This is a genomic window from Flagellimonas flava (assembly GCF_050617915.1).
Taxonomy (GTDB): Bacteria; Bacteroidota; Bacteroidia; order Flavobacteriales; family Flavobacteriaceae; genus Flagellimonas; species Flagellimonas flava_A.
In genome coordinates this window covers 39,167-64,333 of the sequence record NZ_JBODQE010000009.1, presented here as the reverse complement: position 1 = coordinate 64,333, position 25,167 = coordinate 39,167, and the positions used below count along the sequence as shown (strand labels likewise).

27 protein-coding genes and 1 tRNA gene are annotated in these 25,167 nt (G+C 42.2%); 11 read left to right on the top strand and 17 right to left on the bottom strand.

All coding sequences use genetic code 11. The features are described from left to right. Positions 1 to 216: 216 nt before the first annotated feature. From ACRHOZ_RS18090 to ACRHOZ_RS18070, 5 genes are read left to right on the top strand one after another with little or no spacing between them, the layout of a single operon-like run. Entirely contained in the window at positions 217 to 942 is a 726-nt protein-coding gene (locus ACRHOZ_RS18090; RefSeq protein WP_431128662.1) for a FadR/GntR family transcriptional regulator, read from the top strand. Then, positions 939 to 1,949, top strand: coding sequence for a sugar kinase (locus tag ACRHOZ_RS18085; protein ID WP_431128659.1), 1,011 nt, complete (start codon positions 939 to 941; stop codon positions 1,947 to 1,949). Before ACRHOZ_RS18090 ends, ACRHOZ_RS18085 begins: the two co-directional genes overlap by 4 nt. Next, positions 1,946 to 2,596, top strand: coding sequence for a bifunctional 4-hydroxy-2-oxoglutarate aldolase/2-dehydro-3-deoxy-phosphogluconate aldolase (locus ACRHOZ_RS18080; RefSeq protein ID WP_431128656.1), 651 nt, complete (start codon positions 1,946 to 1,948; stop codon positions 2,594 to 2,596). The genes ACRHOZ_RS18085 and ACRHOZ_RS18080 overlap by 4 nt, the downstream gene beginning before the upstream one ends. Next, entirely contained in the window at positions 2,577 to 3,734 is a 1,158-nt protein-coding gene (dgoD, locus tag ACRHOZ_RS18075; RefSeq protein ID WP_431128653.1) for a galactonate dehydratase, read from the top strand. The genes ACRHOZ_RS18080 and dgoD overlap by 20 nt, the downstream gene beginning before the upstream one ends. A gap of 60 nt (positions 3,735 to 3,794) precedes the next feature. Further along, a complete protein-coding gene (locus tag ACRHOZ_RS18070) occupies positions 3,795 to 5,117 on the top strand; it encodes a GntP family permease (protein WP_431128650.1) in 1,323 nt (440 codons plus the stop codon). An 87-nt stretch (positions 5,118 to 5,204) separates the two neighbouring features. Here ACRHOZ_RS18070 and ACRHOZ_RS18065 read toward each other — a convergent pair whose 3' ends face one another. From ACRHOZ_RS18065 to ACRHOZ_RS18050, 4 genes are read right to left on the bottom strand one after another with little or no spacing between them, the layout of a single operon-like run. Continuing rightward, a complete protein-coding gene (locus tag ACRHOZ_RS18065) occupies positions 5,205 to 5,717 on the bottom strand; it encodes an SRPBCC family protein (protein WP_431128647.1) in 513 nt (170 codons plus the stop codon). Continuing rightward, on the bottom strand, positions 5,714 to 6,871 hold the full coding sequence (locus ACRHOZ_RS18060) for a serine hydrolase (protein ID WP_431128645.1): 1,158 nt from the start codon (positions 6,869 to 6,871) through the stop codon (positions 5,714 to 5,716). Before ACRHOZ_RS18060 ends, ACRHOZ_RS18065 begins: the two co-directional genes overlap by 4 nt. Continuing rightward, complete coding sequence (locus tag ACRHOZ_RS18055) at positions 6,861 to 7,118, bottom strand: hypothetical protein (protein ID WP_422350600.1); 258 nt, start codon at positions 7,116 to 7,118, stop codon at positions 6,861 to 6,863. The genes ACRHOZ_RS18060 and ACRHOZ_RS18055 overlap by 11 nt, the downstream gene beginning before the upstream one ends. Then, the gene (locus ACRHOZ_RS18050; protein WP_431128642.1) at positions 7,111 to 7,566 is read right to left on the bottom strand and encodes an SRPBCC family protein; all 456 of its coding nucleotides are present in this window, start codon (positions 7,564 to 7,566) and stop codon (positions 7,111 to 7,113) included. Before ACRHOZ_RS18050 ends, ACRHOZ_RS18055 begins: the two co-directional genes overlap by 8 nt. Before the next feature lie 206 nt (positions 7,567 to 7,772). Here ACRHOZ_RS18050 and ACRHOZ_RS18045 point away from each other — a divergent pair, with 206 nt between their 5' ends. The 6 genes from ACRHOZ_RS18045 (at position 7,773) to ACRHOZ_RS18020 (ending at position 14,494) form a co-directional block, all read left to right on the top strand. Beyond that, positions 7,773 to 8,564, top strand: a complete 792-nt coding sequence (locus ACRHOZ_RS18045) for a peptidyl-prolyl cis-trans isomerase (protein ID WP_431128639.1) — start codon at positions 7,773 to 7,775, stop codon at positions 8,562 to 8,564. Beyond that, the gene (locus ACRHOZ_RS18040; protein WP_431128636.1) at positions 8,548 to 9,954 is read left to right on the top strand and encodes a peptidylprolyl isomerase; all 1,407 of its coding nucleotides are present in this window, start codon (positions 8,548 to 8,550) and stop codon (positions 9,952 to 9,954) included. The genes ACRHOZ_RS18045 and ACRHOZ_RS18040 overlap by 17 nt, the downstream gene beginning before the upstream one ends. Positions 9,955 to 9,958: 4 nt before the next feature. Further along, positions 9,959 to 10,912: an AAA family ATPase gene (locus ACRHOZ_RS18035; RefSeq protein ID WP_431128633.1), complete on the top strand. Its 954-nt coding sequence runs from the start codon at positions 9,959 to 9,961 to the stop codon at positions 10,910 to 10,912. Between the two features lie 100 nt (positions 10,913 to 11,012). Beyond that, positions 11,013 to 13,283, top strand: coding sequence for an aconitate hydratase (locus ACRHOZ_RS18030; protein WP_431128630.1), 2,271 nt, complete (start codon positions 11,013 to 11,015; stop codon positions 13,281 to 13,283). Between the two features lie 76 nt (positions 13,284 to 13,359). Then, on the top strand, positions 13,360 to 13,923 hold the full coding sequence (locus tag ACRHOZ_RS18025; protein ID WP_431128627.1) for a TlpA family protein disulfide reductase: 564 nt from the start codon (positions 13,360 to 13,362) through the stop codon (positions 13,921 to 13,923). 10 nt (positions 13,924 to 13,933) lie between these two features. Continuing rightward, on the top strand, positions 13,934 to 14,494 hold the full coding sequence (locus ACRHOZ_RS18020) for a TlpA family protein disulfide reductase (protein WP_431128624.1): 561 nt from the start codon (positions 13,934 to 13,936) through the stop codon (positions 14,492 to 14,494). Positions 14,495 to 14,496: 2 nt separating this feature from the next. Here ACRHOZ_RS18020 and ACRHOZ_RS18015 read toward each other — a convergent pair whose 3' ends face one another. The 13 genes from ACRHOZ_RS18015 to ACRHOZ_RS17955 form a co-directional block, all read right to left on the bottom strand. Then, the gene (locus tag ACRHOZ_RS18015) at positions 14,497 to 14,946 is read right to left on the bottom strand and encodes a beta-carotene hydroxylase (RefSeq protein ID WP_431128621.1); all 450 of its coding nucleotides are present in this window, start codon (positions 14,944 to 14,946) and stop codon (positions 14,497 to 14,499) included. Beyond that, the gene (locus ACRHOZ_RS18010) at positions 14,947 to 15,786 is read right to left on the bottom strand and encodes a phytoene/squalene synthase family protein (protein ID WP_431128806.1); all 840 of its coding nucleotides are present in this window, start codon (positions 15,784 to 15,786) and stop codon (positions 14,947 to 14,949) included. It abuts the gene before it with no gap. Then, positions 15,786 to 17,240, bottom strand: a complete 1,455-nt coding sequence (locus ACRHOZ_RS18005) for a phytoene desaturase family protein (protein ID WP_431128618.1) — start codon at positions 17,238 to 17,240, stop codon at positions 15,786 to 15,788. The genes ACRHOZ_RS18010 and ACRHOZ_RS18005 overlap by 1 nt, the downstream gene beginning before the upstream one ends. An 11-nt stretch (positions 17,241 to 17,251) precedes the next feature. Next, on the bottom strand, positions 17,252 to 18,151 hold the full coding sequence (locus ACRHOZ_RS18000) for a MerR family transcriptional regulator (protein WP_431128615.1): 900 nt from the start codon (positions 18,149 to 18,151) through the stop codon (positions 17,252 to 17,254). 155 nt (positions 18,152 to 18,306) lie between these two features. Beyond that, positions 18,307 to 18,390, bottom strand: a tRNA-Leu gene (locus ACRHOZ_RS17995). Positions 18,391 to 18,470: 80 nt separating this feature from the next. Further along, positions 18,471 to 19,184 (bottom strand): gluconate 2-dehydrogenase subunit 3 family protein, encoded by a 714-nt coding sequence (locus tag ACRHOZ_RS17990; RefSeq protein WP_431128612.1) that lies wholly within the window; start codon positions 19,182 to 19,184, stop codon positions 18,471 to 18,473. Positions 19,185 to 19,186: 2 nt separating this feature from the next. Next, positions 19,187 to 20,905 carry a GMC family oxidoreductase gene (locus tag ACRHOZ_RS17985; protein WP_431128609.1) on the bottom strand — a complete coding sequence of 573 codons (1,719 nt, stop codon included), beginning with the start codon at positions 20,903 to 20,905 and terminating at the stop codon, positions 19,187 to 19,189. A 113-nt stretch (positions 20,906 to 21,018) separates the two neighbouring features. After that, positions 21,019 to 21,801 carry an ABC transporter permease gene (locus tag ACRHOZ_RS17980; RefSeq protein ID WP_431128606.1) on the bottom strand — a complete coding sequence of 261 codons (783 nt, stop codon included), beginning with the start codon at positions 21,799 to 21,801 and terminating at the stop codon, positions 21,019 to 21,021. After that, positions 21,794 to 22,504 carry an ABC transporter ATP-binding protein gene (locus ACRHOZ_RS17975; protein WP_431128603.1) on the bottom strand — a complete coding sequence of 237 codons (711 nt, stop codon included), beginning with the start codon at positions 22,502 to 22,504 and terminating at the stop codon, positions 21,794 to 21,796. The genes ACRHOZ_RS17980 and ACRHOZ_RS17975 overlap by 8 nt, the downstream gene beginning before the upstream one ends. After that, positions 22,501 to 23,703 carry a nitrous oxide reductase family maturation protein NosD gene (locus ACRHOZ_RS17970; RefSeq protein WP_431128599.1) on the bottom strand — a complete coding sequence of 401 codons (1,203 nt, stop codon included), beginning with the start codon at positions 23,701 to 23,703 and terminating at the stop codon, positions 22,501 to 22,503. The genes ACRHOZ_RS17975 and ACRHOZ_RS17970 overlap by 4 nt, the downstream gene beginning before the upstream one ends. Before the next feature lie 43 nt (positions 23,704 to 23,746). Beyond that, positions 23,747 to 24,040, bottom strand: a complete 294-nt coding sequence (locus tag ACRHOZ_RS17965) for a cupin domain-containing protein (RefSeq protein WP_431128596.1) — start codon at positions 24,038 to 24,040, stop codon at positions 23,747 to 23,749. An 8-nt stretch (positions 24,041 to 24,048) separates the two neighbouring features. Beyond that, positions 24,049 to 24,495, bottom strand: a complete 447-nt coding sequence (locus ACRHOZ_RS17960; protein ID WP_431128593.1) for a nitrous oxide reductase accessory protein NosL — start codon at positions 24,493 to 24,495, stop codon at positions 24,049 to 24,051. A 1-nt stretch (position 24,496) separates the two neighbouring features. Further along, complete coding sequence (locus ACRHOZ_RS17955) at positions 24,497 to 25,099, bottom strand: hypothetical protein (protein ID WP_431128590.1); 603 nt, start codon at positions 25,097 to 25,099, stop codon at positions 24,497 to 24,499. Positions 25,100 to 25,167: the final 68 nt, after the last annotated feature.

Here is a 25,167-nt window from a genome sequence, read left to right as displayed (position 1 = left end):
CTTCTTTTAAATCATAGGTTAGGCTTTTTGATGTCAAAAAAGGCGTAGGCCTAAAGGCGGAAAACTCAACTTCCAGCTTTTGGGCAAATAGGCATGCAGGTGTTTATGCCTCCATTACCCAGATATTTAATTTGATTGTGGGTTGAACTGGCTATGTGTTAGCTTGGTTTCATTATTTTTATAAATTTGTATGATGTATGACAAATTTAGAGTTTGATGTTCGAACCCATTGAAAAACGTGAATCCCTTAGTGGGCATGTGGAGTCTGAATTGACAAAGGCTATTAGAATAGGCCAATACCAGCCTTTGCAAAAAATACCTACTGAAAATGAGCTATGTTCCATTTTTAATGTGAGCAGAACAGTGGTCAGAGAGGCAATAAAGGGACTCAATGCCAAAGGGATTGTTGACGTAAGAAAGGGAAGTGGGGTTTATGTTTCAGAAATGAGTATCCAGAATGCTTCTGAGACCTTAAACTTATTCTTTGGCCTCTCCTCCAATCAGGATGTGCTGTTGCATACCATTGATTCCCGTGCTATGATAGAACCTATGATTGCTTCAAAATCGGCAGTAATCAGAAAGGAAAAACATATGGATCTGCTTCAGGAAAATATGGAAAAGATGCGGCAGTGTCCGTTGGAGGACAAAAAGGAAGAAGCTGAATTGGACAATCAATTTCATAGAATCATCCTTGATTGCATTGATAATCCGGTACTTCATCTGTTGGTAGACCCTGTTTTCAATTTGATGCCAAAATTTAAGCTCGGTGTTTTTGGTAAGACGATTGCAGGAAATTTGGAGGAGGAAAAAGAAAAAATGCTCTATTTCCATCAAATGATCACCGATGCCATCATTGGAAAACATCCGCTAAGGGCGGAAAGTTTTATGAAGGAGCATTTAAAAGTCACTCGTGAAAACTATATAAAAGCGCTGCAATCATGAAAGGATTTGTCACTTTTGGTGAGATTATGTTACGACTTACCCCTGCAGTAAAGGGCGGTAAACTATCCATGGCTCCCGAATTTTCCGTTGGTTATGCCGGGGCAGAATCCAATGTAGCGGTTTCCCTCGCCTGTTTGGGAAATCAAGTTGGTTTTGTGAGCAAGGTCCCTAACAATCCCATAGGTAATGCTGCCTTGATGAGCCTCAAACAGTTTGGGGTTTCCACAGAAAATGTATTGGTAGGGGGTAAGCGATTGGGAACCTATTTTATTGAATTGGGCTCGTCCATTAGACCATCCAAAGTAATCTATGACAGAGAGCATTCAGCTATCAGCCAAGTTAAAGCAGGAGAAATTGATTGGAAAACCATTTTAAAGGACAAGAAGTGGCTACATCTTTCAGGAATTACACCTGCCTTGTCCGTCCAGTGCGCTAAGGAAACCATTTTGGCAGCAAAAATCGCCAAAGAAATGGGAATCAAAGTCAGTTTTGATTTAAACTTTAGAAGATCATTATGGCAAAATGGCAAAGCAGCTAGGGAAGTATTTAATTCCATAATTGCAAGTTCAGATACCGTTTTTGCCAATCTTGGGGCATTGGCGGATGTATACGATCTGGAATTTTCAGGAGGTAATGTTGTAGAGCAGACAAAAGAAGCTATGAAGGTTACCAATGACTTATTTGACGTCAACAATGTGGTATTTACTATACGGGAGCACGACTCGGCTTCCCAAAACAAGCTGATGGGAATGCACTGGGCAAATGGTGAAATAACTACATCCAAACCCTATAGTGTGCAGATTGAAGATCGATTTGGAACTGGTGATGCATTTGCGGCGGCTTATTTACATGCCGCCAATAATGGCTGGGAAGTGAAAACATGTATAGAATTCGCAACGGCTGCTTTTGCATTAAAACACACCCTAAAGGGAGATTTGCACACCAGCACTGAAGAAGAAATTCGCTCAATTATGAATGGCAACTTATCTGGGCATGTGATACGATGAAAAAAGAAGAGATTGTACAGCAGTTACTGGAAGAAAAGCTCATTTCCATTGTTCGGCTAAAAAATGGGCAGTATACATCCAAGGTCATTGACGCCTTGGTTCAAGGGGGAATCAAGGTATTGGAAATTACCTCGAACACTCCTGGTTTTGAAATGGAAATTGCCGATGCCAGAAAGAAGTATCCCAATATTTTGATTGGTGCGGGGACGATTTCAAATACGGAACTCGCACTAAAGGCCTTAAAGGCGGGAGCCCAATTTTTGGTAACCCCAAATACCAATAAAGAAGTAATGGATAAAGCAATCAAGGCTGACATACCTGTTGCCATGGGAGCCTTGACCCCAACGGAAATTGCCAATGCGGTTGCTTATGGAGCGGATATCATAAAGCTGTTTCCTTCAGATCAATTGGGTGTTTCGTACTTCAAATCCCTAAAAGGGCCCTTTTCAGAAACTAAGTTCTTTGCCGTAGGTGGAATAGGAATGGATAATTTGGAAGAGTGGTTCAAGGCGGGAATTGATGGCGTGGGCGTTGCAAGTACATTGGTTAAAAAGGAGGCAAGTAAGCAAGAAGATTTAATCGAAATCGTCGGTAAGGCGCAACAATTCGTAGCATTTACAAAGAAATATGGACGCATTACAGATTGAAAAAGTAGAGCTCTTCAAGGTTCCACCGCGTTGGTTGTTTTTGAAAATAACCACTAAGGAGGGCGTTTTTGGGTGGGGAGAACCCGTTGTTGAAGGCAAGGCGGACACCGTGGCGGCTTGTGTAAATGAACTTTTACCATATCTAATTGGACGTTCCGCCAACGCAATTGAGGACATTTGGCAGATCTTGTATAGAGGTGGATTTTACAGGGGCGGACCCATTTTGATGAGTGCTTTGGCTGGAATTGATCAGGCACTCTGGGATATTAAGGGAAAGTCCTTGGGTGTTCCTGTCCATGAATTGTTGGGAGGTGCAGTCCGACAGAAAATGAAAATGTACTGTTGGATAGGTGGCGATAGCCCGGAAGTGGTGATTGAGCAAGCTCAATCCAAAGTGAAGGAAGGGTATAAGGCCGTAAAAATGAATGCTACAGGAGCCTTCGAGTGGATTGATTCCAGTAAAAAAATAAAAAATGTGGCCAAAAATATCCAAGTACTACGCGAAGAGTTTGGTGACGCACTCGATATTGGCCTTGATTTTCACGGAAGGGTACACAAAGGCATGGTAAAGTCACTCATTGATGAGTTGGCACCCTATAATCCCATGTTTATAGAAGAACCTGTGTTGACCGAAAACAACGAGGCCCTGGATCATATATACGCCTATAGCTCTATTCCAATTGCAACTGGGGAACGTATGTACTCCAGATGGGATTTTAAAGAAGTGCTTCATCGTGGGGTGGTTGATATTATCCAACCCGATCTCAGCCATGCAGGTGGAATTTCGGAGGTTCGGAGGATTGCGGCCATGGCAGAAGCCTATGATGTGGCGCTGGCGCCCCATTGTCCTTTGGGCCCTATCTCTTTGGCTTCGGCACTGCAAATAGATTTTGCATGTATAAACGCTGTTATTCAAGAAAGTAGCTTGGGAATTCACTATAACCAAGGTTATGACCTTTTGGATTATATGGAAAACCCAGAGGTTTTCACTCTGGAAGATGGGTATATCCCATTACTCAAAGAACCTGGCCTAGGAGTGCGTATTGATGAGGAAAAATTAAAGGAGGCCCAGAAAGTTGGGCATCAATGGAGCAATCCTATTTGGAGAAATGAAGATGGAAGTTTTACCGAATGGTAATGTTTCATCAGCGCATCGGAATATGAAAAATCAAAAACAACTTCATCTTAAACATTGACTATGCTGTATATCGTTGCATTGTTGCTTGCTTTGGCTTTTATCATTTTGGGCATTGTAAGACTTGGTATCCATCCTTTTTTTGTGCTCTTGCTGGCCGCCATTGGATATGGCTTTTTGGCGGGAATGGATGTTTCCACGATCATCGCTTCCATTAACGATGGATTTGGTGGTATTATGGGCAAAATTGGATTGATCATATTTTTTGGGGTGGTTATAGGTACCATTTTGGAAAAATCTGGTGGGGCGCTTGTCATTGCCAACTCCATTTTAAAATGGATTGGGGAAAGATCTATTCATCTGGCCATGATGTTGACAGGCTATGTGTTGTCCATTCCCGTATTTGCCGACAGTGCTTTTCTGATGATGAATTCTTTGAACAAAGCCTTATCCCACAAAGCAAAGGTCTCCTATGCCGGAACCACAGCGGCTTTGGCTTTGGGTTTAACGGCAACCCATGTAATGGTCCCCCCAACTCCAGGCCCCATTGCAGCGGCAGGCATTTTGGATGCCCCATTGGGTAGCGTAGTGACCTGGGGAATTTTAGTGAGTTTGCTGTCATTGAGTACATGCTATCTTTTTGCAAAAAAGGTGGCATCAAAAATTACCATTCCATATCGATTGGAAAGCATTGCAAATCCATCACATCTACCCAAATTATGGAAGTCGATGCTCTCTATATTAGTACCGATTTTGCTTATTATTTTAAAATCAATTTTTGATTATCCCGAACTGGGATTGCAGGGAAGTTCGTTTTATCCCATTGTTTATTTTTTGGGCACTCCTATGATTGCCCTGTTGATAGGAATTATCCTCACCTTGCTTTTACCTGAAAAACTGGATAAAAAAATCTATGCCGCTTCGGGTTGGATAGGGGATTCGGTAAAAATTGCCGCTCCTATTATATTGATTACCGGCGCTGGCGGAATATTTGGAAAAATGCTTCAGAATTCTGGGATGGCAGAGGTGATTACAGAAAGTCTGTCCGATGTTCAAATAGGGCTGTTTTTCCCGTTTCTTTTGGCGGCTTGTCTAAAGACCACCCAAGGCTCCTCCACCGTGGCCCTCATAACCACAGCATCCATTGTGGCACCCATTTTACCCGCTTTGGGGCTGGATGCACCCTTTATGAAAACCATGACCGTTCTGGCCATCGGGGCTGGATCTGCCGTGGTTTCACATGCCAACGACAGTTTCTTTTGGGTATTTACGGAACTCACTGGGATGAACGTCAGGCAAGGTAACCAGATTCAAACGGCAGGAACTTTGGTTTTAGGGGTCACTGCCATGATCATTATTTTTCTGATTTCCCAGATAATGCACTAATAGTAGGAGGCTAAAAACAAATTGTAATTGCCCATCCACCAGATAAATATGGCTCGGGAATAAGGTGATGTGGATGTAATTTACGGGCTACATATTTACAAACTCGTAGCCAGAAAGAGGAATGTTCCGTAAATCGAATTCAGTCTCATTCAATAGAATTCCATGCTCCAAATAGGCTTTTAGGTTGGCCAGCCAAAAAGTCCATCCATTGCTGCACCCATGATGTATATTGAGCTTGCTGGTCTCATCCGTAGGGATTTGGTGTTGTTTTAAACTGACCAATACTGCGGTTTCATGCTGTTCCAATGAGACAGAAACTTTGCTGTCCGCAAAGGAGATTTCCAAGAAATCGCTTCCATTCGCTTTCAGGACTGTTCCTTTTTCCTCTCCGTCCCAGTTATGCCACATCCAAGTGTAACTGTCCCCAGCTTGAAACTGATCTTCCGGTTTACGCCGTTCTCCGCTGGTGGATGTGTACACTGCGGAACGTAAAAACCAGGAGCAAATTCCAGCTTCAGTACCCCAGCACCAGTAGAGCTTTTCCATGGTGGACTTTATATAAATCTTCTTGGTGAAGCTGTCAAATGTAAGTTGGCTCATCTTTTCCGTTTTAATTCTTGTTGATAAAGTTCCCTTCCCACTTGTGCTAAAAATGGGATTCCAATCTCGTCGTATTCGTAGGCATTATCATTAAAGATACCATCTTTATTGACCAAAATGGTCGCAGTCACCAGAAAATCAATGTCGTTTTGCTCATCTATAATGTAGGCACAGTCGGTCAAGGTACCGTAGGCGTAACCCACTTTGTTGTAGATTTTAATGTGATCTGGAATGGGATCTGTCGAATCTCCAAACATGAAGAATTTTACATAACTGTCATAGTATTTCTCCGAATCGTACCCCACATCCCCAGGAAGCATATACATGGCATCAAGTAGAAGCCGCCGTTGCTCGGAGCTTAGATTGAAACGCTCTTCCACAACAAAACTTTCAGGAAATATGATTCGTTTTAATAGCGCGTGTTGGGCTTTTATCGGATAATAGTTTTTCAAGGAAAAATCAAAGGCGCCATTTTGGAGTCCCTCATCATCGTAGTACCCACTTCCTTTATGGACGCGCTTTATGGCAAGTTCCTCTGGAAATGTGTTTATGATAGGTTGGCTGAGCGATGTGGTAGAATCGTTGAGGTATATGACCAAGGATTTGGTGGTGATTTCGTCAGCATTTGAAGTGGAAAGGCGGTGCGCAATTCGGATAGGTTCCACCCCCCTTTCTTGCATTCGTTGGTTCAACTGATCCTGTCCCAAAAACTCCAGCAACCGATTGTTGGCCGCATTGTCCGAAACCGCAAAAATCTCTGAAACCGCCTTGGCAAAAGTGGTCTCCACGGAATCTCCTTCCACATAAAAGCGGGTGTTTACGGAAAGGGAATCAATTTCGTTGATTTTTTCCAGAGCGGCTACTGCAGCTGGAAACTTGACTGTACTGGCCGGATAAAAATAGTTGTCTTCATCCACTTGAAAGTCGTAATCGGTAAAAACAACGCTGTCCTGAGAGCGGTCTATTTGGGTATATCTTATTTGCACCTCAAACTGCTCCAAACTGTCCATCACCATTTTAATTTTGGGGTTATCTGATGCAAGAACCGCATCGACCACATTTCCTTTGGAATTTCCCTCACAAGAAAGGAAAATCCCCGTCAGCAATAGAAATGCGGCTGTTACCCTAACAAAGAATGAAATTCTAGTATCCATCCAAATACACTTCTCCCCTGTGGGGTTTTAGAATGTCCTTTACTTCTGGTAGCTCAAATTCGGCAACCACCATAAAGGTGATGCTGTGGGTGGGGCTCAAATGCTTATGTCCCGTAATGTCAAACTTGAGCTCTTCGATCACAATAAATTCTTCCAGATGTTTGCGGTAGTGTTCTGCTGTTCGGGCTGCCCCTGGTCCCCTAAAATCCCAAATGAGCTTGATTTTTCTATCCAGTACTTTATCCATTGTCAAGAACTGATTTTCCTGTTTCTGCAAAAGCCTTAAAATCTTCCAGATACTTTAAGGACTGTTTTTTGAATGCGCCAGGCATTAGAAAAGCCATCAATTTCATGCCAAAACCGGAAAACTGAAACTCACTTTCCGAAACCCATTGGGTTTTTTCATCAACTTCCTTAAAATAGTTCTTTTGGATGTTGTGTACCCCTTTGGTATCGTAAGTCATGTGGAATTCATCCGGAAGGTTGCGCTTTAAAATAGTTTCGACCATTTCAAACTCCCGTTTTCCCATTTTATATCGCAAGGACATCTGGGAACCTCTTGTACCAGGTTTGTCAGATAAATGTTCATAGGCCAAAAGCCCCCGTTGCCAATGTTTCATATTATCGGGATTGTCCAATTTTTCAATAAACGCATCCCGTGGAAGATCAATCGTAATTTCACAAGTGTATTTCATCGGTATTGGTTCTGCTACTAATGTAATAAATTAAATAGAGGGGATTGGCTAATAAAAATCTGTTAACAGGTATATAACCTGCTTGTAAGGGTTTAAGTAATTGTTATTTTTGCGCAATGCATGGTTTTGAAAAGCATTCTTTATTCTCATTTTTGATATCAGGCTTGTTGGTTCTCACTTCCTGCGATTCACTTTTCAGGCAAAAAGTGGAAAAAGAACCCTTGGCCAGAGTAGGAGAGGAATTTTTGTACAGGGAAGATGTGGCTCCTTTGATTCAGGATGACATGTCTCCCCAGGATAGTGCGTTATTCGTGACCAACTACATTAATAATTGGGCTTCCAAACAGTTGTTGCTATCCAAGTCCAAGATTAACCTGCCCGAGGAAAAGTTGGCAGAGTTTGATCGCCTGGTTTCCGATTACAGGTCCGATTTATATACTAGGGCGTATGTTGAAGCTTTGGTGTTTAAGGAGCAAGATACGGCTGTTTCCACTACACAGCTTAGACAATACTACGAAAGGGAGAAAGAGAATTTTAAGCTGGGCGAAAAACTGGTTCAACTGCGATTCGTTGGCCTGCCCGCCCAATTTTTGGACAAGGATGATGTGGTTTCGAGAATGAAAGCATGGAGTGAGGAGGATCGTTTATATCTGGATTCCATTGCGGTGCAGTTCAAGAAAATCCATTTTAATGATTCTATCTGGGTACGTACCTCCCGTGTAATGGAGGAAATCCCGCCCCTAACTCCTTTGAACGAAGAGGACTACTTAAAAAAATCACAATTTTTTGAATTACAGGATTCCTTGGAGGTATATTTGGGACAGGTTACTGATGTCCTGGAAATTAATGATATAGCTCCTTTTGAGTATATTTTACCTGATATTAGACAGCTGATTTTGAATCGTAGGAGAATGCAATACGTAAGAAAGCTGGAAACTGAAATAATTGACGAAGCCATAAAGAAGAACGAATTTGAGGTATATGAAAAAGATGAATAAAAAAGTATTTGGCCTATTGTTTTTTGCAATTGCCGGAATCCTTAATGCACAGGATGCTGATCAGGCTTTGCAGGCCACAACGGATTCAACGGAGGCTATTAAGCGGGTAAAGTTGGATGGAATTGCAGCGGTAATTGGGGATTACGTGATTTTGGATTCCGATGTAGATAAAACCTTGATCGATTTAAAAAGTCAAGGGGCATCTACCGAAGATATCACCAAGTGCAGCCTTTTAGGTAAGTTGATGGAAGATCGTTTATATGCCCACCAGGCGGTTCAGGATAGTTTACTGGTTTCCGATGACCAAGTAAATGCTCAAAGCGATAGACAGATTCAGCAGTTGGTAGCCCAAGTTGGGTCTATGGATAAAGTGCTCAAGTTCTATAAGAAACCTGATATCGAAAGTTTTAGGGAAGAACTCTTTGAAATCAATAAATTGCGCATGCTATCCGAAAAAATGCAGAGCAGTATTGTAGAGGAGCTTGAGGTGACCCCTGAAGAGGTGAGGCAGTTCTTTAGCAAGATTCCCGAAGATGAATTGCCTGTTTTTGGAGCGGAACTTGAAATTGCCCAGATTGTAAAACAACCTACGGCACCCGAAGAGGAAAAACAAAAGGTCATAGACCGTTTGAAACAGATCAAGCAGGATGTGGAGGACAACGATGCGAGTTTCAATGTAAAAGCCATTCTTTATTCCCAGGATCCAGGTTCCAAGTCCAAAGGAGGATTTTATAGTATGACCAGGGAAACCCCATTCGTTAAGGAATTTAAGGATGTGGCCTTTAGCCTACAGGAAGGGGAAATATCAGAACCTTTTGAATCCCCGTTTGGATACCACATCATCTTCATTGAAAAAATAAGGGGACAGGAACTGGATCTTAGGCACATTTTAATGATTCCTGAAATTCCGCAAAGTGCCATTGATGCTGCCGTCAAGGAACTGGACAGTATTCGCCAGCACATCATGGACGGAAAATACACTTTCGCAGAGGCGGCCCTGAACTTTTCCGATGAAAAAGAGACCAAAAATGATGGTGGTGTACTCCGAAACCCGATCAACTATGGATCACGGTTTGAATTGACCAATATGGATCCCGCGTTGTACAATCAGGTACGAAATCTAAAGGACGAAGAAATTTCCAGACCCATAAAGGAAGATGATCCCAGGGGAGGCCCTCCCAAATTCAAGATCATGAAGATTTCCAATCGTTATGACGAGCACAAAGCAGACTTTGCAAAGGATTATCTCAAAATTCAGGAATTGGCCTTGCGTGAAAAGCAGTTCAAGGCCATAAAAGAGTGGATGAACGAGCACATTGAAGACACCTACATCCATGTTAACAACGAAAACAGGGAGTGCGATTTTGCAAACAACTGGGTAAAGGAGTAAGTGCATGTCAGACGTTGCAGCGGTAGAAAGTCTCGTAAAAAAACATCAAGAATTAAAAGATGAGATTGCCAAGGTCATTGTTGGCCAGGAAAAGGTGATCGAGCAAATTTTACTTTCCATTTATACCGGTGGGCATTCGCTGTTGATAGGGGTTCCTGGTTTGGCCAAAACCTTGATGGTAAACACCATTGCCCAAACCCTGGGTCTGGATTTTAAACGAATCCAGTTTACCCCGGATTTAATGCCCAGCGATATTTTGGGGAGTGAGGTATTGGACCAAAACAGAAATTTTAAGTTCATCAAAGGACCCGTTTTTGCCAATATCATTTTGGCGGATGAAATTAACCGTACCCCACCTAAAACCCAAGCTGCGTTATTGGAAGCCATGCAAGAAAAGGCGGTGACCATTGCAGGGGAGCAACATAAACTTGCCATGCCCTATTTTGTATTGGCAACCCAAAACCCAATAGAACAAGAGGGAACCTATCCTTTACCGGAAGCACAATTGGACCGATTTATGTTTGCAATCGAGCTCAAATATCCGTCCATCGCAGAAGAAATCCAGGTTGTGAAGTCCACCACTTCAGATGAGCATCCAGAAATAAATTCGCTTTTTAACGCCGAAGAAATTGTGGCTGTTCAGCATTTGGTGAGGAGAATTCCTGTACCCGATAATGTCATAGACTACACGGTAAACTTGGTAAACAAGACCCGTCCTGGAATGCCAAACACCTCAGATTTTGTAAACACCTATGTAGATTGGGGAGCAGGACCTAGGGCATCCCAGAATTTGGTTTTGGGGGCAAAAGCACATGCTGCGATCCATGGAAAATTCTCACCGGATATAGAAGATGTCCAAGCGGTGGCCATGGGAATTCTTCGCCATAGAATTCTCAAAAACTACAAAGCGGAGGCCGAAGGCATTTCTGAGGAGAAAATCATCTTGGAATTGTTATAAATACAATTTTCCCTCGACTTATTTGCTAAATTCTAATTCCTAAATCGTAGGTATTTTAGTAAATTAGCCGAATTACAAAAATCTTAAATCCAATTGCAGAATGGCGTTTGACATTGACATGATCAAGGGGGTGTATGCCTCCATGGGTGAGCGCATCGAGAAGGCCCGCGACTTAGTGGGAAAACCGTTGACCCTAGCTGAAAAAATATTGTATTCCCATTTGTGGGAAGGAACACCCACAAAACAGTTTACAAGGGGCAAGGACTATGTGGATTTTGCTCCCGATCGGGTAGCTTGCCAGGATGCAACCGCCCAAATGGCCTTGTTGCAGTTTATGCATGCCGGTAAACCCAAGGTTGCCGTGCCCACAACAGTGCACTGTGATCACCTTATTCAAGCCAAAGTCGATGCCAAAACGGATTTGAAACGTGCCAACGAAACCAGTAATGAGGTATTCAACTTTTTGGAATCCGTATCCAACAAATATGGAATTGGATTTTGGAAGCCTGGAGCAGGAATTATCCACCAAGTGGTTTTGGAAAACTACGCTTTTCCGGGTGGTATGATGATTGGAACCGATTCCCATACCGTAAATGCCGGTGGTTTGGGAATGGTAGCCATTGGAGTTGGTGGTGCTGATGCTGTTGATGTAATGGCGGGAATGGCTTGGGAATTGAAATTTCCAAAACTGATAGGTGTAAAATTGACTGGAAAACTATCGGGTTGGACCGCTCCCAAGGATGTAATTCTAAAAGTTGCCGGTATTCTTACCGCAAAAGGGGGAACAGGGGCCATTGTTGAATATTTTGGGGAAGGAGCCACCGCCATGTCCTGTACTGGTAAGGGAACCATCTGTAATATGGGAGCCGAAATAGGGGCAACCACCTCTACTTTTGGTTATGACGAATCCATGGACCGCTATTTGCGTGCAACCGATAGGTCGGATGTGGCGGATGCCGCATTGGAAGTGAAAGAACACCTTACAGCGGATCCTGAAGTATATGCAAATCCAGAGCAATACTTTGATCAGCTTATAGAAATTGATCTAAGTACCTTGGAACCTCATTTGAACGGTCCGTTTACTCCGGATTTGGCTACGCCAATTTCCCAAATGAGTGAGGCCGCTAAGGCCAATGACTGGCCTTTGAATGTGGAGGTAGGTCTTATCGGGTCTTGTACCAACTCTTCCTATGAGGATATTTCGAGAGCGGCATCCTTGGCTAAGCAAGTTGCAGATAAAAACTTAAAGACCAAATCCAAGTTCACGATCACTCCGGGATCGGAACAAGTAAGATATACTATTGACCGTGATGGATTTATTGATACCTTCAACAGTATTGGGGCAACCGTATTTGCCAATGCCTGTGGCCCATGTATAGGAATGTGGGACAGATATGGAGACAAGGCGGCGGAAGGGCCTAGAAACACCATTGTGCACTCCTTCAACAGAAATTTTGCCAAGCGTGCCGATGGAAACCCAAATACCCTTGCATTTGTGGGATCGCCAGAATTGGTTACCGCAATTGCTATTTCGGGTCGACTGGACTTTAATCCCGTAACGGATAAATTGATCAATGAGGATGGGGAAGAAGTGATGTTGGATGAACCAAGAGGCTATGAATTGCCACCTGAAGGTTTTGCTGTGGAAGATGCTGGATTCATTGCTCCCATGGAAGACGGAAGTGGAGTTCAGGTAGTGGTGTCGCCAACTTCTGAAAGATTGCAGTTGTTGGAGCCTTTTGTTCCTATTTCCATAGAGAGCCTGCAAGGTGTAAAATTGTTGATCAAGGCTTTTGGTAAATGTACTACGGACCATATTTCCATGGCTGGACCTTGGTTGAGGTACAGAGGGCATTTGGACAATATTGCGAATAACACATTGATAGGTGCCGTAAATGCCTTTAACAAGCAGACCAATTTTGTAAAGAACCAGCTTACAGGAGAATATGGAGCGGTTCCAGATGCGCAAAGAGCGTACAAGAAGGAGGGGATAAGAACCATAGTTGTGGGAGACCATAATTACGGGGAAGGATCGTCTAGGGAACATGCGGCCATGCAGCCAAGACATTTGGGAGTTGCTGCTGTTTTAGTGAAATCTTTTGCTAGGATTCATGAAACCAATTTGAAGAAGCAAGGGATGTTGGCTCTGACTTTTGCCAATGAAAGCGATTACGACTTAATTCAAGAGGACGACACCTTCAATTTTGTGGATATTGCTGATTTTGCTCCAGGTAAGCCCTTAACCTTGGAAGTGGTTCATGCTGATGGTAGCAAAGACAATATCATTGCAAACCATTCGTATAATGCTTCCCAGATTGATTGGTTCAAGGAGGGTTCTGCCTTGAATATGATCAAAAAGGAAAATGCTTAAAATAGTTTTGCTTTAAATATGAAAAACTCCTGATTTTATGTCAGGAGTTTTTTAGTTTTGAGACAAACCCATCGAAATGAAAAAAGGAACTAGAAAGACTATCATCAACCTTATTCTGATTCTTTTTGTGCTTTCCTTTTTTTTTGGCCCCACAGGTCACTATGGCAAAGTGCTGCTAAATAGGATTTTTGCTTCTTCACCACCTATTATTGAGGTTTCCCAAAGGGAAAAACTGGGAGACTATGACTGGAAATTGAAAGATGCCGAATGGAATTTTTTCAATTTTGAACGATCCAAGGGTAAGGTGGTCTTCATCAATTTATGGGCCTCATGGCGATTGCCCAGTGAAGCAGAGCTTGCCAGTATCCAAGAAATGTACGATGCTTACAAGGGAAAGATGGATTTCTATATCATAACCAATGAGAATAGACCTCCGGTGGAGGAATTTATGGAAAAACATGAATACACCTTTCCAGTGACCTATTTGATCATTGGTGAAAAAATGCCCATAAATCCCGATGTGGTTCCCGCTTCATATTTGATAGATAAGTCGGGTAATGTTGTCATTTACAAAGAGAAGAGTGCGGATTGGAGCAATGATAAAGTGTACACGCTGCTGGACACTTTGATAGCTGAATAGTGGAATTACTATGAAGTTGAGCAAGGAACAAATTAGCAATGGAATCTGGATTTTGGCCATTATCCTAATTCTATTTACTCCCATTGGTTTTCATCTTCGTGTTTTGACAGGCAAACTGTTTTCGGGCAATGCTGGTGTTATTGCTGAAGATAAACGGGAAACTTTGGAAAATTACCACTGGAACTTGGTGGATTTGGATGGCAACCAGCTCAATTTTGAAAATACCCGCGGAAAAGTGGTTTTGGTCAATTTTTGGGCTACTTGGTGCCCTCCTTGTGTTGCAGAACTCCCTAGCATGGACAGACTTCACGACTCTTATAAGAACAAAGTGATATTCGCATTTGTTGCCAATGACGATAAGGAAAAGGTGCAATCTTTTTTGGCCAAGCGGGAATTTGAGCTTCCCGTGTATTTTGAAGCTTCCCGTACGCCCGACTTGTTCGTCTCACGAAGCATTCCTGCAACCTTTATATTGGATAAATCTGGAGCTATTGTTGTTAGGGAAATTGGAGCCGCCCATTGGGATTCCGAAGAGACTAGGGAGATGTTGGATCAGTTGCTGGCCGAGTGAGTCTATTTCTTGAAGTATTTGAAAGGTACTACCAACATCCCAAAACATTCCCCATCTTCCTTACCCAAATGTTTATGGTGAATCTTATGGGCGCGACGAACTCCTCGGGCATACCAGTTATTGGCGTTCCTGAACCATTTAAAACGTTGGTGGATGAAAATATCGTGCACCATAAAGTAAGCAATACCATAGGCCAAAATGCCAAAGCCCAAGGGCCAGCCATACCAAAATTCTGTTTCCGCTCCCAAGTAGAAGCAGACCATACTTACAATGGCATAGAAAATAAAAAAGGCATCATTGCGCTCAAACCAAGAGCCGTGGTCCTTTTTGTGATGATCTTTATGCAAACTCCATAGGAAGCCGTGCATCACATATTTATGCGTGAACCAGGCCATAAATTCCATAAAGGAAAAAGTTCCTAAAAAGATCAATATCCAAAGGACAATCTTCATTTAGAGCAATTGAAGTTTATAATTTACATAAGATTGGGCCAAAAGTCCCAATTTTTGATAATCCGGAACACGAATCCGGGTGTTCTTAATTTCCAAGGGAGGCGTACTCTGTAGTTTCTGAAGTAATTTTTTATAGTACCTGTAGGCGGTATATACCCCAAATTTGGCTTCTTTGGGAAGTTTGAGAATTCCTGAGTAGGCCATGGCAAAATCGGCTCTAATCTCATCCACAATCCGTTTTTTGGAGGCTTCATCCAACTCCCTCAAGTTGGTGTTGGGAAAATAGGTGCGCTCCAAATCTTCAAAATCCGCTTTTAGATCACGCAGAAAGTTTACTTTTTGAAAGGCCGAGCCCAAAGCCATGGCATATTCCTTGAGCTCCTCATACTTGGCCTGATCTCCGTTTACAAAAACACAGAGGCACATAAGTCCAACTACATCTGCAGACCCATAGATGTACCCTTTGTATTCCTCAAAACTCTGATAGTCTTTCTTGGTGAGGTCCAAGCGCATGCTGTTCATGAATGCCACTACCAAATGATGGGGAATATCGTATTTGTGATAGGTGTGCTGAAAGGAATTCAAGATGGGGTTTAGGCTAATTTTTCGCTCCAAGGCCAGTTCCATGTCCCTTTCAAACTGATCAAACAAAACCTCTTTGTCATAATCGTGAAAAGTGTCCACAATTTCATCCGCAAAACGCACAAACCCATAAATATTGTAGATGTCCTTTCGAATGGAGGGTGCCAACATTTTTGTGGCCAAAGCAAAGGAAGTGCTGTAAGTCTTGGTAACAATCTTACTGCAATCCCCGGAGACATCATCGAAAATAGATTTCATCATTTTAAGTTTTTGGTTAACAGATTTGCCACTAATTTTCCAGAAATCAAGGACGGCGGTACTCCTGGGCCGGGAACCGTAAGCTGACCTGTGAAATACAAGTTTTTTACCTTGCTACTTTTAAGATTTGGTCTTAAAAAAGCCGTTTGTTTCAGCGTATTGGCCATTCCATAGGCATTGCCCTTATAGGAATTGTATTGCTCAATAAAATCTTTAACACAGAAGCTCTCTTTAAAGATAATTGAATTTCTTACTTCTTGGTCTGTCAAAGATTCAAATCTATCCATCACAATATCAAAATATTGAGCCCTTAGTTCCGCAGTGTCCTCTAAATTGGGTGCAATGGGAACAAGGAAAAATCCTGTCTCATTGTCTTTTGGAGCCATGGTTCCATCTGTGATGGAAGGAAAGTTGGCATAGAACAAAGGGTCACTGGGCCATTGGGGATCATCATAAATTTCCTGGGTGTGCCGTTCAAAATCCGTGTCAAAAAAGAGATTATGATGATAGACGTTTTTCAATTTTTTGTCGAATCCCACATAAAACAAAAGGGCAGAGGGAGCGTAAGTACGGGAATCCCAATAGGTTTCGGAATATTGCCGATATTTTTTATCCAACAAGGTTTCGGAATGATGGTAGTCAGCACCGCTTATCACATAATCCGAAGTAAGGTTGGTACCATTGCTACGGACACCACAGATTTTTCCATCAAGAACCAAAATTTTATCCACAGGGTGATTGGTTCTAATTTTGACCCCAAGTTCTTGGGCCAACTGTACCATGGCCTTGATGATTTCGTACATGCCACCCTTGGGATGCCATGTTCCCAGACCGAAATCCGCAAAATTCATAAAGCTGTAAAAAGAAGGGGTCTTGCTGGGTTTGGCGCCCAAAAACAACACGGGAAACTCTAAAGTAGAGATCAATTTGGGGTTTTCAAACCGCTTCCGAACCTCTTGACTTATGCTTTTAAAAAATTGGTCCAACCGTAAGACTGTATCCTTGGTCACCAACTCAAAAGGGGAAATACCGGGCTTTAAGACCACTTTGTTAATGGCAATATTGTAATTCTCCTGGGCTTTTTTGATAAAACTTCGTAAATGATTTCCACTGCCGCTTTCAATACGGTCAAATTCAAGACAAATTTGGTCCATACAATCACCAATGGTAACACTATCGTCCTTAAAGAAAATTTTATAGGCCGGACTTAGCTTTTCCAAATGGTAATAATCCGATGGTTTTTTACCAAAATCTGCAAAGAACTTCTCAAAAATGTCCGGCATCCAATACCAACTGGGACCAATATCGAAAGTGAACCCCTCTTTGATCAATTGTCTGGCCCTGCCTCCAACCGTAGCATTTTTCTCCAGAATTTCCACTTCCAGACCAGCTTTAGCCAGATAACAGGCCGCGGATAGGGAAGAGAAACCAGAACCAATGACAATGACCTTCATAGGACTGGTTTTTAGATGGATTCCATTATCTGGTCAATGGAATTGAAGGTCCTTATGTGTTGGGGAATTTCTTCATCGGTAATGTACCTTATTTGATGTCCCAGGACCCAAAGTTTAGAATTGCTCGACATGCCCAAGGTCTCTGAAAACTCCTTGAAATAGGCAGATAAATCATCTTTGGTAGGGGAGACCGTGAAATAACTTACAAAATGGACATTGTCGTAATACTTGAGCAAGTCCACCAAATTTTCAATGGGCATGGTCTGGCCCAAATAAATGGACTTATAGCCCCTCAAATTGATTTCATAATTGAGATAGAGCAATCCAATTTCATGAATTTCGTTCTCGGGAAGAAACAAAGCAAAAACCTTATCCTTTTTGGTGGGCTCCAGCATCTGCAGTTTTTCCGTATTGATATGGATTTTTTGTTTGATCAAGTGGGAAATAAAATGCTCATGGGCCGGGCTAATGGTGTCCGTTTGCCATAGGAGTCCCAATTCGTTCAATAGTGGAATCAACACTTCACTGAAAATGTCCTTAAAGGAACGATCCGCCAAAAGGCTGTTATATGTATTGAGAAAAAGGACTTGGTCAAAATTGACCATGGCCAGCTTAAATGCATTGACTGCATGGTCTTTTTCACTGGTATTGGAAACAATTTCCCGCACCAAAACTGGAATCTTGGTTTCTTCCAGTTTGGCAATTTTTGAAATTTTATATCCGTTATTGTACAACAGGGTAACATTCAACAGCTTTTGCAAGCTGGCTAAACTATACGTCCTAATGTTGGTACTTGTTCGTTCAGGACTAAACAAATTGTATCTCTTTTCCCAGATTCGGATGGTGTGAGCCTTAATTCCAGACAAATTTTCCATGTCTCGAATGCTGAAAGATTTTTTTACATTGTTCATCTTTTTCAAGTAAAGGTTAAACAAATTTACAATTAAAATGGAGCCATCCTAATAAATGAGCGGAAATTTTAGGAGTAATTTAGGGATTGAATGTCGGTTGAGAACATTGTATAGGAGGTGTTGGAAACAAAAAAACCGCATAAAATGCGGTTTTGTGCCCACGACTGGAGTCGAACCAGCACGTCCTTTCGAACACTACCCCCTCAAGGTAGCGTGTCTACCAATTCCACCACGTGGGCGTTCAGGAATTGCACTGAAAAATGTGAGCGCAAATATCGGTAAAAATTGGCTTGCCATGCAAGCTTGGGTTCTTTTTTGATTAGGTCAATAAATTTCCATTTTCATCCCATTCGGCCAAGGTACCACGCTTGCTTTGATCTACACATTTGGCCAACCAGTCCTCATCATACGAAACTCCGTGTTGTTGAAGCACATGCTCTGGCACTCCATCCCAAACGTTGGGCGAATTCCCTTTGTAACCCAGTTCGTCTATCCCAATCTTGGTAGTGTAATATCCGGTGAGGGTCAGGTTTCGCATCAAGGAGAAGAATTGGATCTCCAAAGGCCTTTCAGCTTCAGGAACAGTGATGTCTGGAAACGCAATGGTATCCAAAATGCTCTTCTGTTGCTCCACTGAAGCCGCAATGAATTCCATATTGAATTCTGTATTGCATTTATGATCTAGCCACATCAAGCCCCCACGAAGTGTAGGTTGGTAGTCTGGAATATCCTTGACCATGAACTCAATAAAATCAGGAACTTCGGCATCCAGTGCTCCTTTGAACCCATCTTCTGCGGGCAGAATCAGGTTGCATAGGGCAGCAATGGTGGTCATTTCGTGCGCATTGAAAAAAGTTTCGGACAAAAGTTCCTCAATGGCTTCCTGTTCCTTAGGTGTTCTCCCATAGGCATATTTCTTAATGGCCAAGGCTTCCTCCTCAGCTGCCTCCGGTTTAGGGCTACATCCATGGACTGCCAATCCACTGGCCACACCTCCAAGGAGTATTGACTTTAGACTTTTTCTTCTATCCATGGTTAAATATTTTGTTGTTTAAGTTGCTCTACAATATAGTCTGATGTTCTCCAGGAGAGGGCCAAAATGGTCCAGGTTGGATTTTTATCCGCTTGGGATACAAACGGGCCTGCATCAACAATAAAAACATTATCTACATCGTGCAGTTGTTGGTGGCTGTTGACCACCGAGGTTTTCTTATTGTCTCCCATTCGGGTTGTACCTACCTCGTGAATGATTTCACCTGGCACCAAAATACCATAATTGGTATCCTTGCCTGGTTTTCCGCCCAAAGGTTCGCCTCCCATGTTATGCATGATTTCCTCAAACGTATCATGCATGTGCTTTACCTGCTTGATCTCATGGTCTGTCCATTTATAATTGAATTTGAGGACGGGAACGCCAAATTCGTCCACTTTGGTAGGGTCTATCTCGCAGTAGTTGTCTTTTTGGGCAACGGACTCACCTCTGCCCGCCATTCCAATTACGGAGCCGTAGTATTTTTTGATATCCTTCCGCAGTCCGTTTCCGTATCCACCCACAGGTAATCCAAAGAAGGAATTAAAATCGTTCACATTGAATCCAAATCCGTAGCTGGGCATGCCCAAACCACCCCACATTTCAATGTGGTATCCCCTAGGGAAATCCAGTTTTTCATTTTCCAACCACCAGGGGGTGTATACATGCATTCCGCCCACACCGTCTTCATTGTAGGTCTCACGGTTCATCAAGTCGGGAACAAATGCCATTCTGTTGGTTCCCGTTGAATCATGCAAATATTTACCCACGATATCACTGCTATTCCCCAAACCGTTGGGATGTTGGCTACTTTTGGAATTGAGCAGTATTCTAGCGGAACTACAGGCCGAGGCAGCCAAAACCACTATTTTCCCTCTGAGTTTGTATTCCTTGCGATCCTCTTTATTGATATAGGAAACACCAGTAGCTTTTCCTTCTTCGTTTGTTGTGACTTCCCTGACCATGCAATTGACAAATAAATCTATTTGTCCACCATTTTTTTGAGCTGGAAATATCAAACATGTTCCTGCCGAGAAATCCGCATATACCTGACACGCTCTGGAGCATTGCCCGCAATAGAAGCATACACCTCTATCGTTATTTATTTTTTTGGTTAGCATGGACATTCTGGATGGATAAACTGGAATGTTGGATTTTCTTGCTCCTTTGATGTAGAAAAGTTCGTGCAACCTTGGTTTTGGAGGTGGAAGAAAAAAACCATCCGGGTCATTGGGCAAACCCTCATTGGTGCCAAAAACCCCAATTAGCTTATCTACTTTATCGTAGTAAGGCTTAACATCATCGTAGCCAATGGGCCAATTGTCTCCAAGCCCATCAATGTTCTTTCTTTTAAAATCCTTAGGGCCAAAACGCAGGGAAATTCTGCCCCAGTGGTTAGTTCTCCCTCCTAGCATTCTTGAACGGAACCATTTGAAGTCAGTACCTTCTTCTTTAACATAGGGTTCCCCTTCAATTTCCCATCCGCCATAGGCAGAATCAAAATCCCCGAAGGGTCTAACGGTGCTGGCCCCACGCCTAGGCGATTCATGTGGCCATTTCAATTGGGTCATTTGTTCTGGATCGGCTGGATCAAAATAGGGGCCTGCTTCAACTACGGCTACTTTTAATCCTGCTTCGGAAAGTATTTTTGTAGCCATTCCGCCGCCGGCACCCGAGCCTACAATAATCACATCATAGACCGTGGAATTTTCAATTATTTGCATGGGTTGGAAGTATTTGTCCAACAAAGTATAAAAATATGATGAAGCAGCTGCGTTTTTTTCGCTTTTTGACAGCTAAACTAAAATTAGTGACAAAAAACGATGGAAGTAGGGCGCTAAAAATCTTTTCTTTTTGCCTTGTGAACCATGCTCCAAATAGGAAGTATCGTCCAGACCATCAAGACACCCATGGAGACAAAAAATCCAAAATTAGTCCCAAAAAATTTCTTGAAAACGGCTCCAGTATATCCCAATAATGCTGAAATGTCCAGTTTTAGAAGAATCAAGGTGCGTGAAAGGTCAATGGGATTAAGCATGGTGGATACCAAGGAAAAAGTATCCAAGGGATATTCTTCAAAAATGATCAGCGAAATCAGAAAAATACCATCATAGATCACTGCTAAGAACAACCACAAGAGTACGGCATACCCAAACCCTTTAATTTTATTTTCATTGGATAACGCAATGTTAAAGGCCAAAGCGGTAAATATAAAGGTGAGAAACGCTCCTGTCACCAAAAGGAGCGAGAAATCCCAGATTGCATTGCTCTTTAATAAACCGTAAAGGGTAAAGGGAATACCCAATCCCAACACCAAGCTCATTGCCAAGGAGCCCGAAACCCCCAGATATTGTCCTAAAAAAATGGAAGTTCTTTTGATGGGTTGTGCCAATAAGAGTTCGGTGAATTCCTTGGAATTGTAGTAATACATGACGCCGAATATGGTAGCAATCAAAGGCACCAAGACAATGATGATGTTCATCAAGGTTATTACCGCTTTGCTTACATCATTGTTCAAAAAAAGCAGGACGAAACCCAGCAATAGATAAAAAATAAAGTACACATAGCTCCAACGGCTGCGCATGAGGTCGTAAAAACTATATTTTAGAATTTTAAGCATGTTGAGGCTGGGTTGCAATGGCCGCAATGGCGTGTTCAATGTCTGTTTGTTCTGTTTTGCTCTTTAATTGGGCTAGGCTGCCTTTAAAATATATTTTCCCTTCAAGTAGATAAATGATTTCGTCAGCCACTTCTTCCACAAATTGGAGGATATGGGAGGTAATCAAAATGGTTTTGCCCTTGTTCTTTTCTTCCTGAATCAATTTTTTGAGATTGATCAAGGCCAAGGGATCCAAACCGGTGGTGGGTTCATCCAGGATAAGCAGTGGGGAATCAAACATAAAGGATAAGACAATATTTACTTTTTGTTTAGTGCCACCGGAAAGGGTGGTCAATTTTTTATCCAGGAAGTCCTCTAGCTTAAACAGCTCAATGAGTTCATCCGCCCTGTTGGGTTTTTGCCTAAGATCTACGATCATCTTGATCAGTTCCCTTACTTTGAGATTGCCTGGGAAATTGGCAATCTGCGGAAGGTAGTTGATTTCTTTGCGATAGTTCCAATTGGTTTTGATGGCACTTCCCAGTACTGAAATGCTTCCCTTATCCATGATCACCATGCCCAGAATACTTTTGATCAAGGTGGTTTTTCCTGAACCGTTGGGCCCGAGAATGGCAAAAATACCGCCACCATCTATGTCTAGATCAAGCTTGTCCAGAACTTGGGTTTTACCAAATTTTTTGTGAAGGTTAGCTACTTGGATCATTGCAGTTTTTTCATTAATGGACTATTGTCCCTTAAATTATCTGGAGTGAAAACTGGAGAAACTTTTTCGGAAAAATCGATGATATCCATAAAAAGGCTACGCAGCAATACAATGGTTTCAGGGGTTCTATTGACAATGTACGAAAAGAGTTTTACAGGTCTATAGGGCACATCGCCAACCCCGTTCTTGTCCAAATCATAACCCGTATAGTTGCTCCAGTAATTGCCACTGAAAGAATTGTCGTTCAATTTGCTGTTATAGGAAACATCAAAGGAGTTGTACAGGAAGTTATTGGATGAAAAAACATTACCGTAGCAGGCCCCGCGGACTTTCAATGCCCACCCATTGTTCACAAAGTCATTTTCCTTATAGTTAATACGGTTGGAACCTTCAATGCTGATACCTACGGTGTTCTCTTCAAACGTATTGCCAATAATCTCAGAGTCGTTGATTTCCTTTAAAAGCATTCCGAAGGAAGCGGCACCCCAATTTTTCTTGAAGGTGTTATTGTACATTTTTATCTTCTTCGAAAACATTACGGCAACTCCGGCACCATTATTTTCAAAGGTGTTGTCTTGGTATAAATCGTCATTGGAGAACATAAAATGAAGGCCGTAACGTACATTATTGGTACTGATATTGTTCTTGATGACTATCTGATCGGAAAACTCCAAATAGATTCCATCCCTTACATGCTGGACAATGTTCTGCTCAACGGATACATTGTTGCAGTACCAGAGTTGTATGCCGTTCCCAGAGTTAAATTCTTCCACAGCATCTCCAATAATCTTGTTGTGAAACACTCGGCCGTCAGTGGATTTTTCCAGATAAATACCAAAAAAAAGCTTTTCCAAGACTACATTTTGAATGAGGAAGTTTTTGCTTTTTACTACTCTTATGGCTGCATAATCTGATGTATAGCTTGTTCCAACATTGATGATGAACAATCCATCAATGGTAACGTCGTCTGAAGTAACCGTGAATATTTCCCCTTGGTCTTCGCCATCAACAACAGGGTAATCTTTACCTATGATGGTCAATGGCTTGTCCACGATGATATCAAATTCTAAATAAGTGCCCTTTTTGATCAGCAGGGTGTCATATGCTTGGGCTTGGGCAATTCCTTCTTTGATGGATTTAATAGGGCATGTGGAACAGATTTCCAAGGTTGACCCATGGGAAGCCGCTCCAAATGCCATAAAAAGTATTAAAAGAAGTTTATTCCAAACGTTCACAACCTGTTTATCTGATGATTAGGAATTTGGAATTTTTGTGGGCTTTTACCCAGTGAATTTCATCCTTTGGAAAATTGAAATATTGATGTTCCATAAGCCTGTAATTGTGCTTGTTGATCCGAAAGTCAATATCCCCTTCCAGAACCAATAAATGAGCATCTTTGGGAGAACTGTGTTCTGGGAATATAGCATCTTTTTCCAGAGAAATCAACAATACTTCCAAGGATTCCGCTTGGGTTAACCGATGCACTTTTAGGCCATCGAATCCTTCTGTTCTGATATGGTTGTCAATTTTGTACATGATTTGACTTAATTGTGGAGATGGACAAGCAATTCGTCCCAGGTATATAATTCTCCCATTGATTTTTCTTGGGTGGCCATAGCTTCATTCTTTGTTTCAAAGGCTGTTAGATAGGCACCCATGGGACTAGGAATGGATTTGCTGATTAAAAATGTGGATTGGGTGGCATCAATCAGTTCCTTTGGTTCGGTATAGTGGTTGCATAAATAAAGGGCAACTGTATTGGAGTCCACTTCCTTTAGATAGTTGACCATGCATTCAACAGCATCAAACTTGAAGGCCTTCCCTTTTTTGGTGACCAATTGTGCCGCATGCTGGGCATCAACAATGGTCATCCTGCAAAAGTGACACCCATCTGTACCATAGGTGATTTCTTGGGGCTTTGCATTACAACTGAGCAATGCTGCCACAGCCAATAGAAGCAAAAATACCTTGGATACGCGATGGATTTTCATATTAACCGATTTTAAGTTTTTTATTTTCCTTTCTTACAAAAAGATAGGCCAGTAACGATAATCCCATACCAATACCGAGGCTTACTGCACCTAATTGAGGGTAGGAGTGGGCTGTAAAATTGAGAATATCCTTAGATCCAAAAAGTGGAGGTTGGAAGCCCATTACAGATCCATCTGGATTGGTAAATTTCATGATGGCCTTGGGATCCAAGTCATGTCCATAATCGTGTTCCCAGAGGTAAAAATCATAAAGCCCGGCGCTGCTGAGCACTACCATCAGAATAAACCAATATAAATACCATTTGTGATTGGCTTTCCAGGCAATTAGGAGTCCGATAAACGTAGTGATCAAGATTCCGGCTGGGAATATTTTGAACTCCGGAATTGCTTCCGGAATATATTTCATGCCCACATAGTGGTTCATCAAATTGATGTTTTTGATATCGTGAGGGTTGGCATCCGAAAAGTCGTTGATATGGATGAACATACCCAATGGTGTTGGATACTGGGGTGCTTCCAAGGTTATTTTCCATAAAGGGAAAACAAACAGCAACAAGGGGAGCAAGGCTCCAACTAACATCAAGATTCTAGCTTTCTTTTTCATGGATGGGATAATTAAGTTTGAAAAAGCGGGAGGGAAGCCCTCCCGCTGATTCGTTCACAATTCAACTT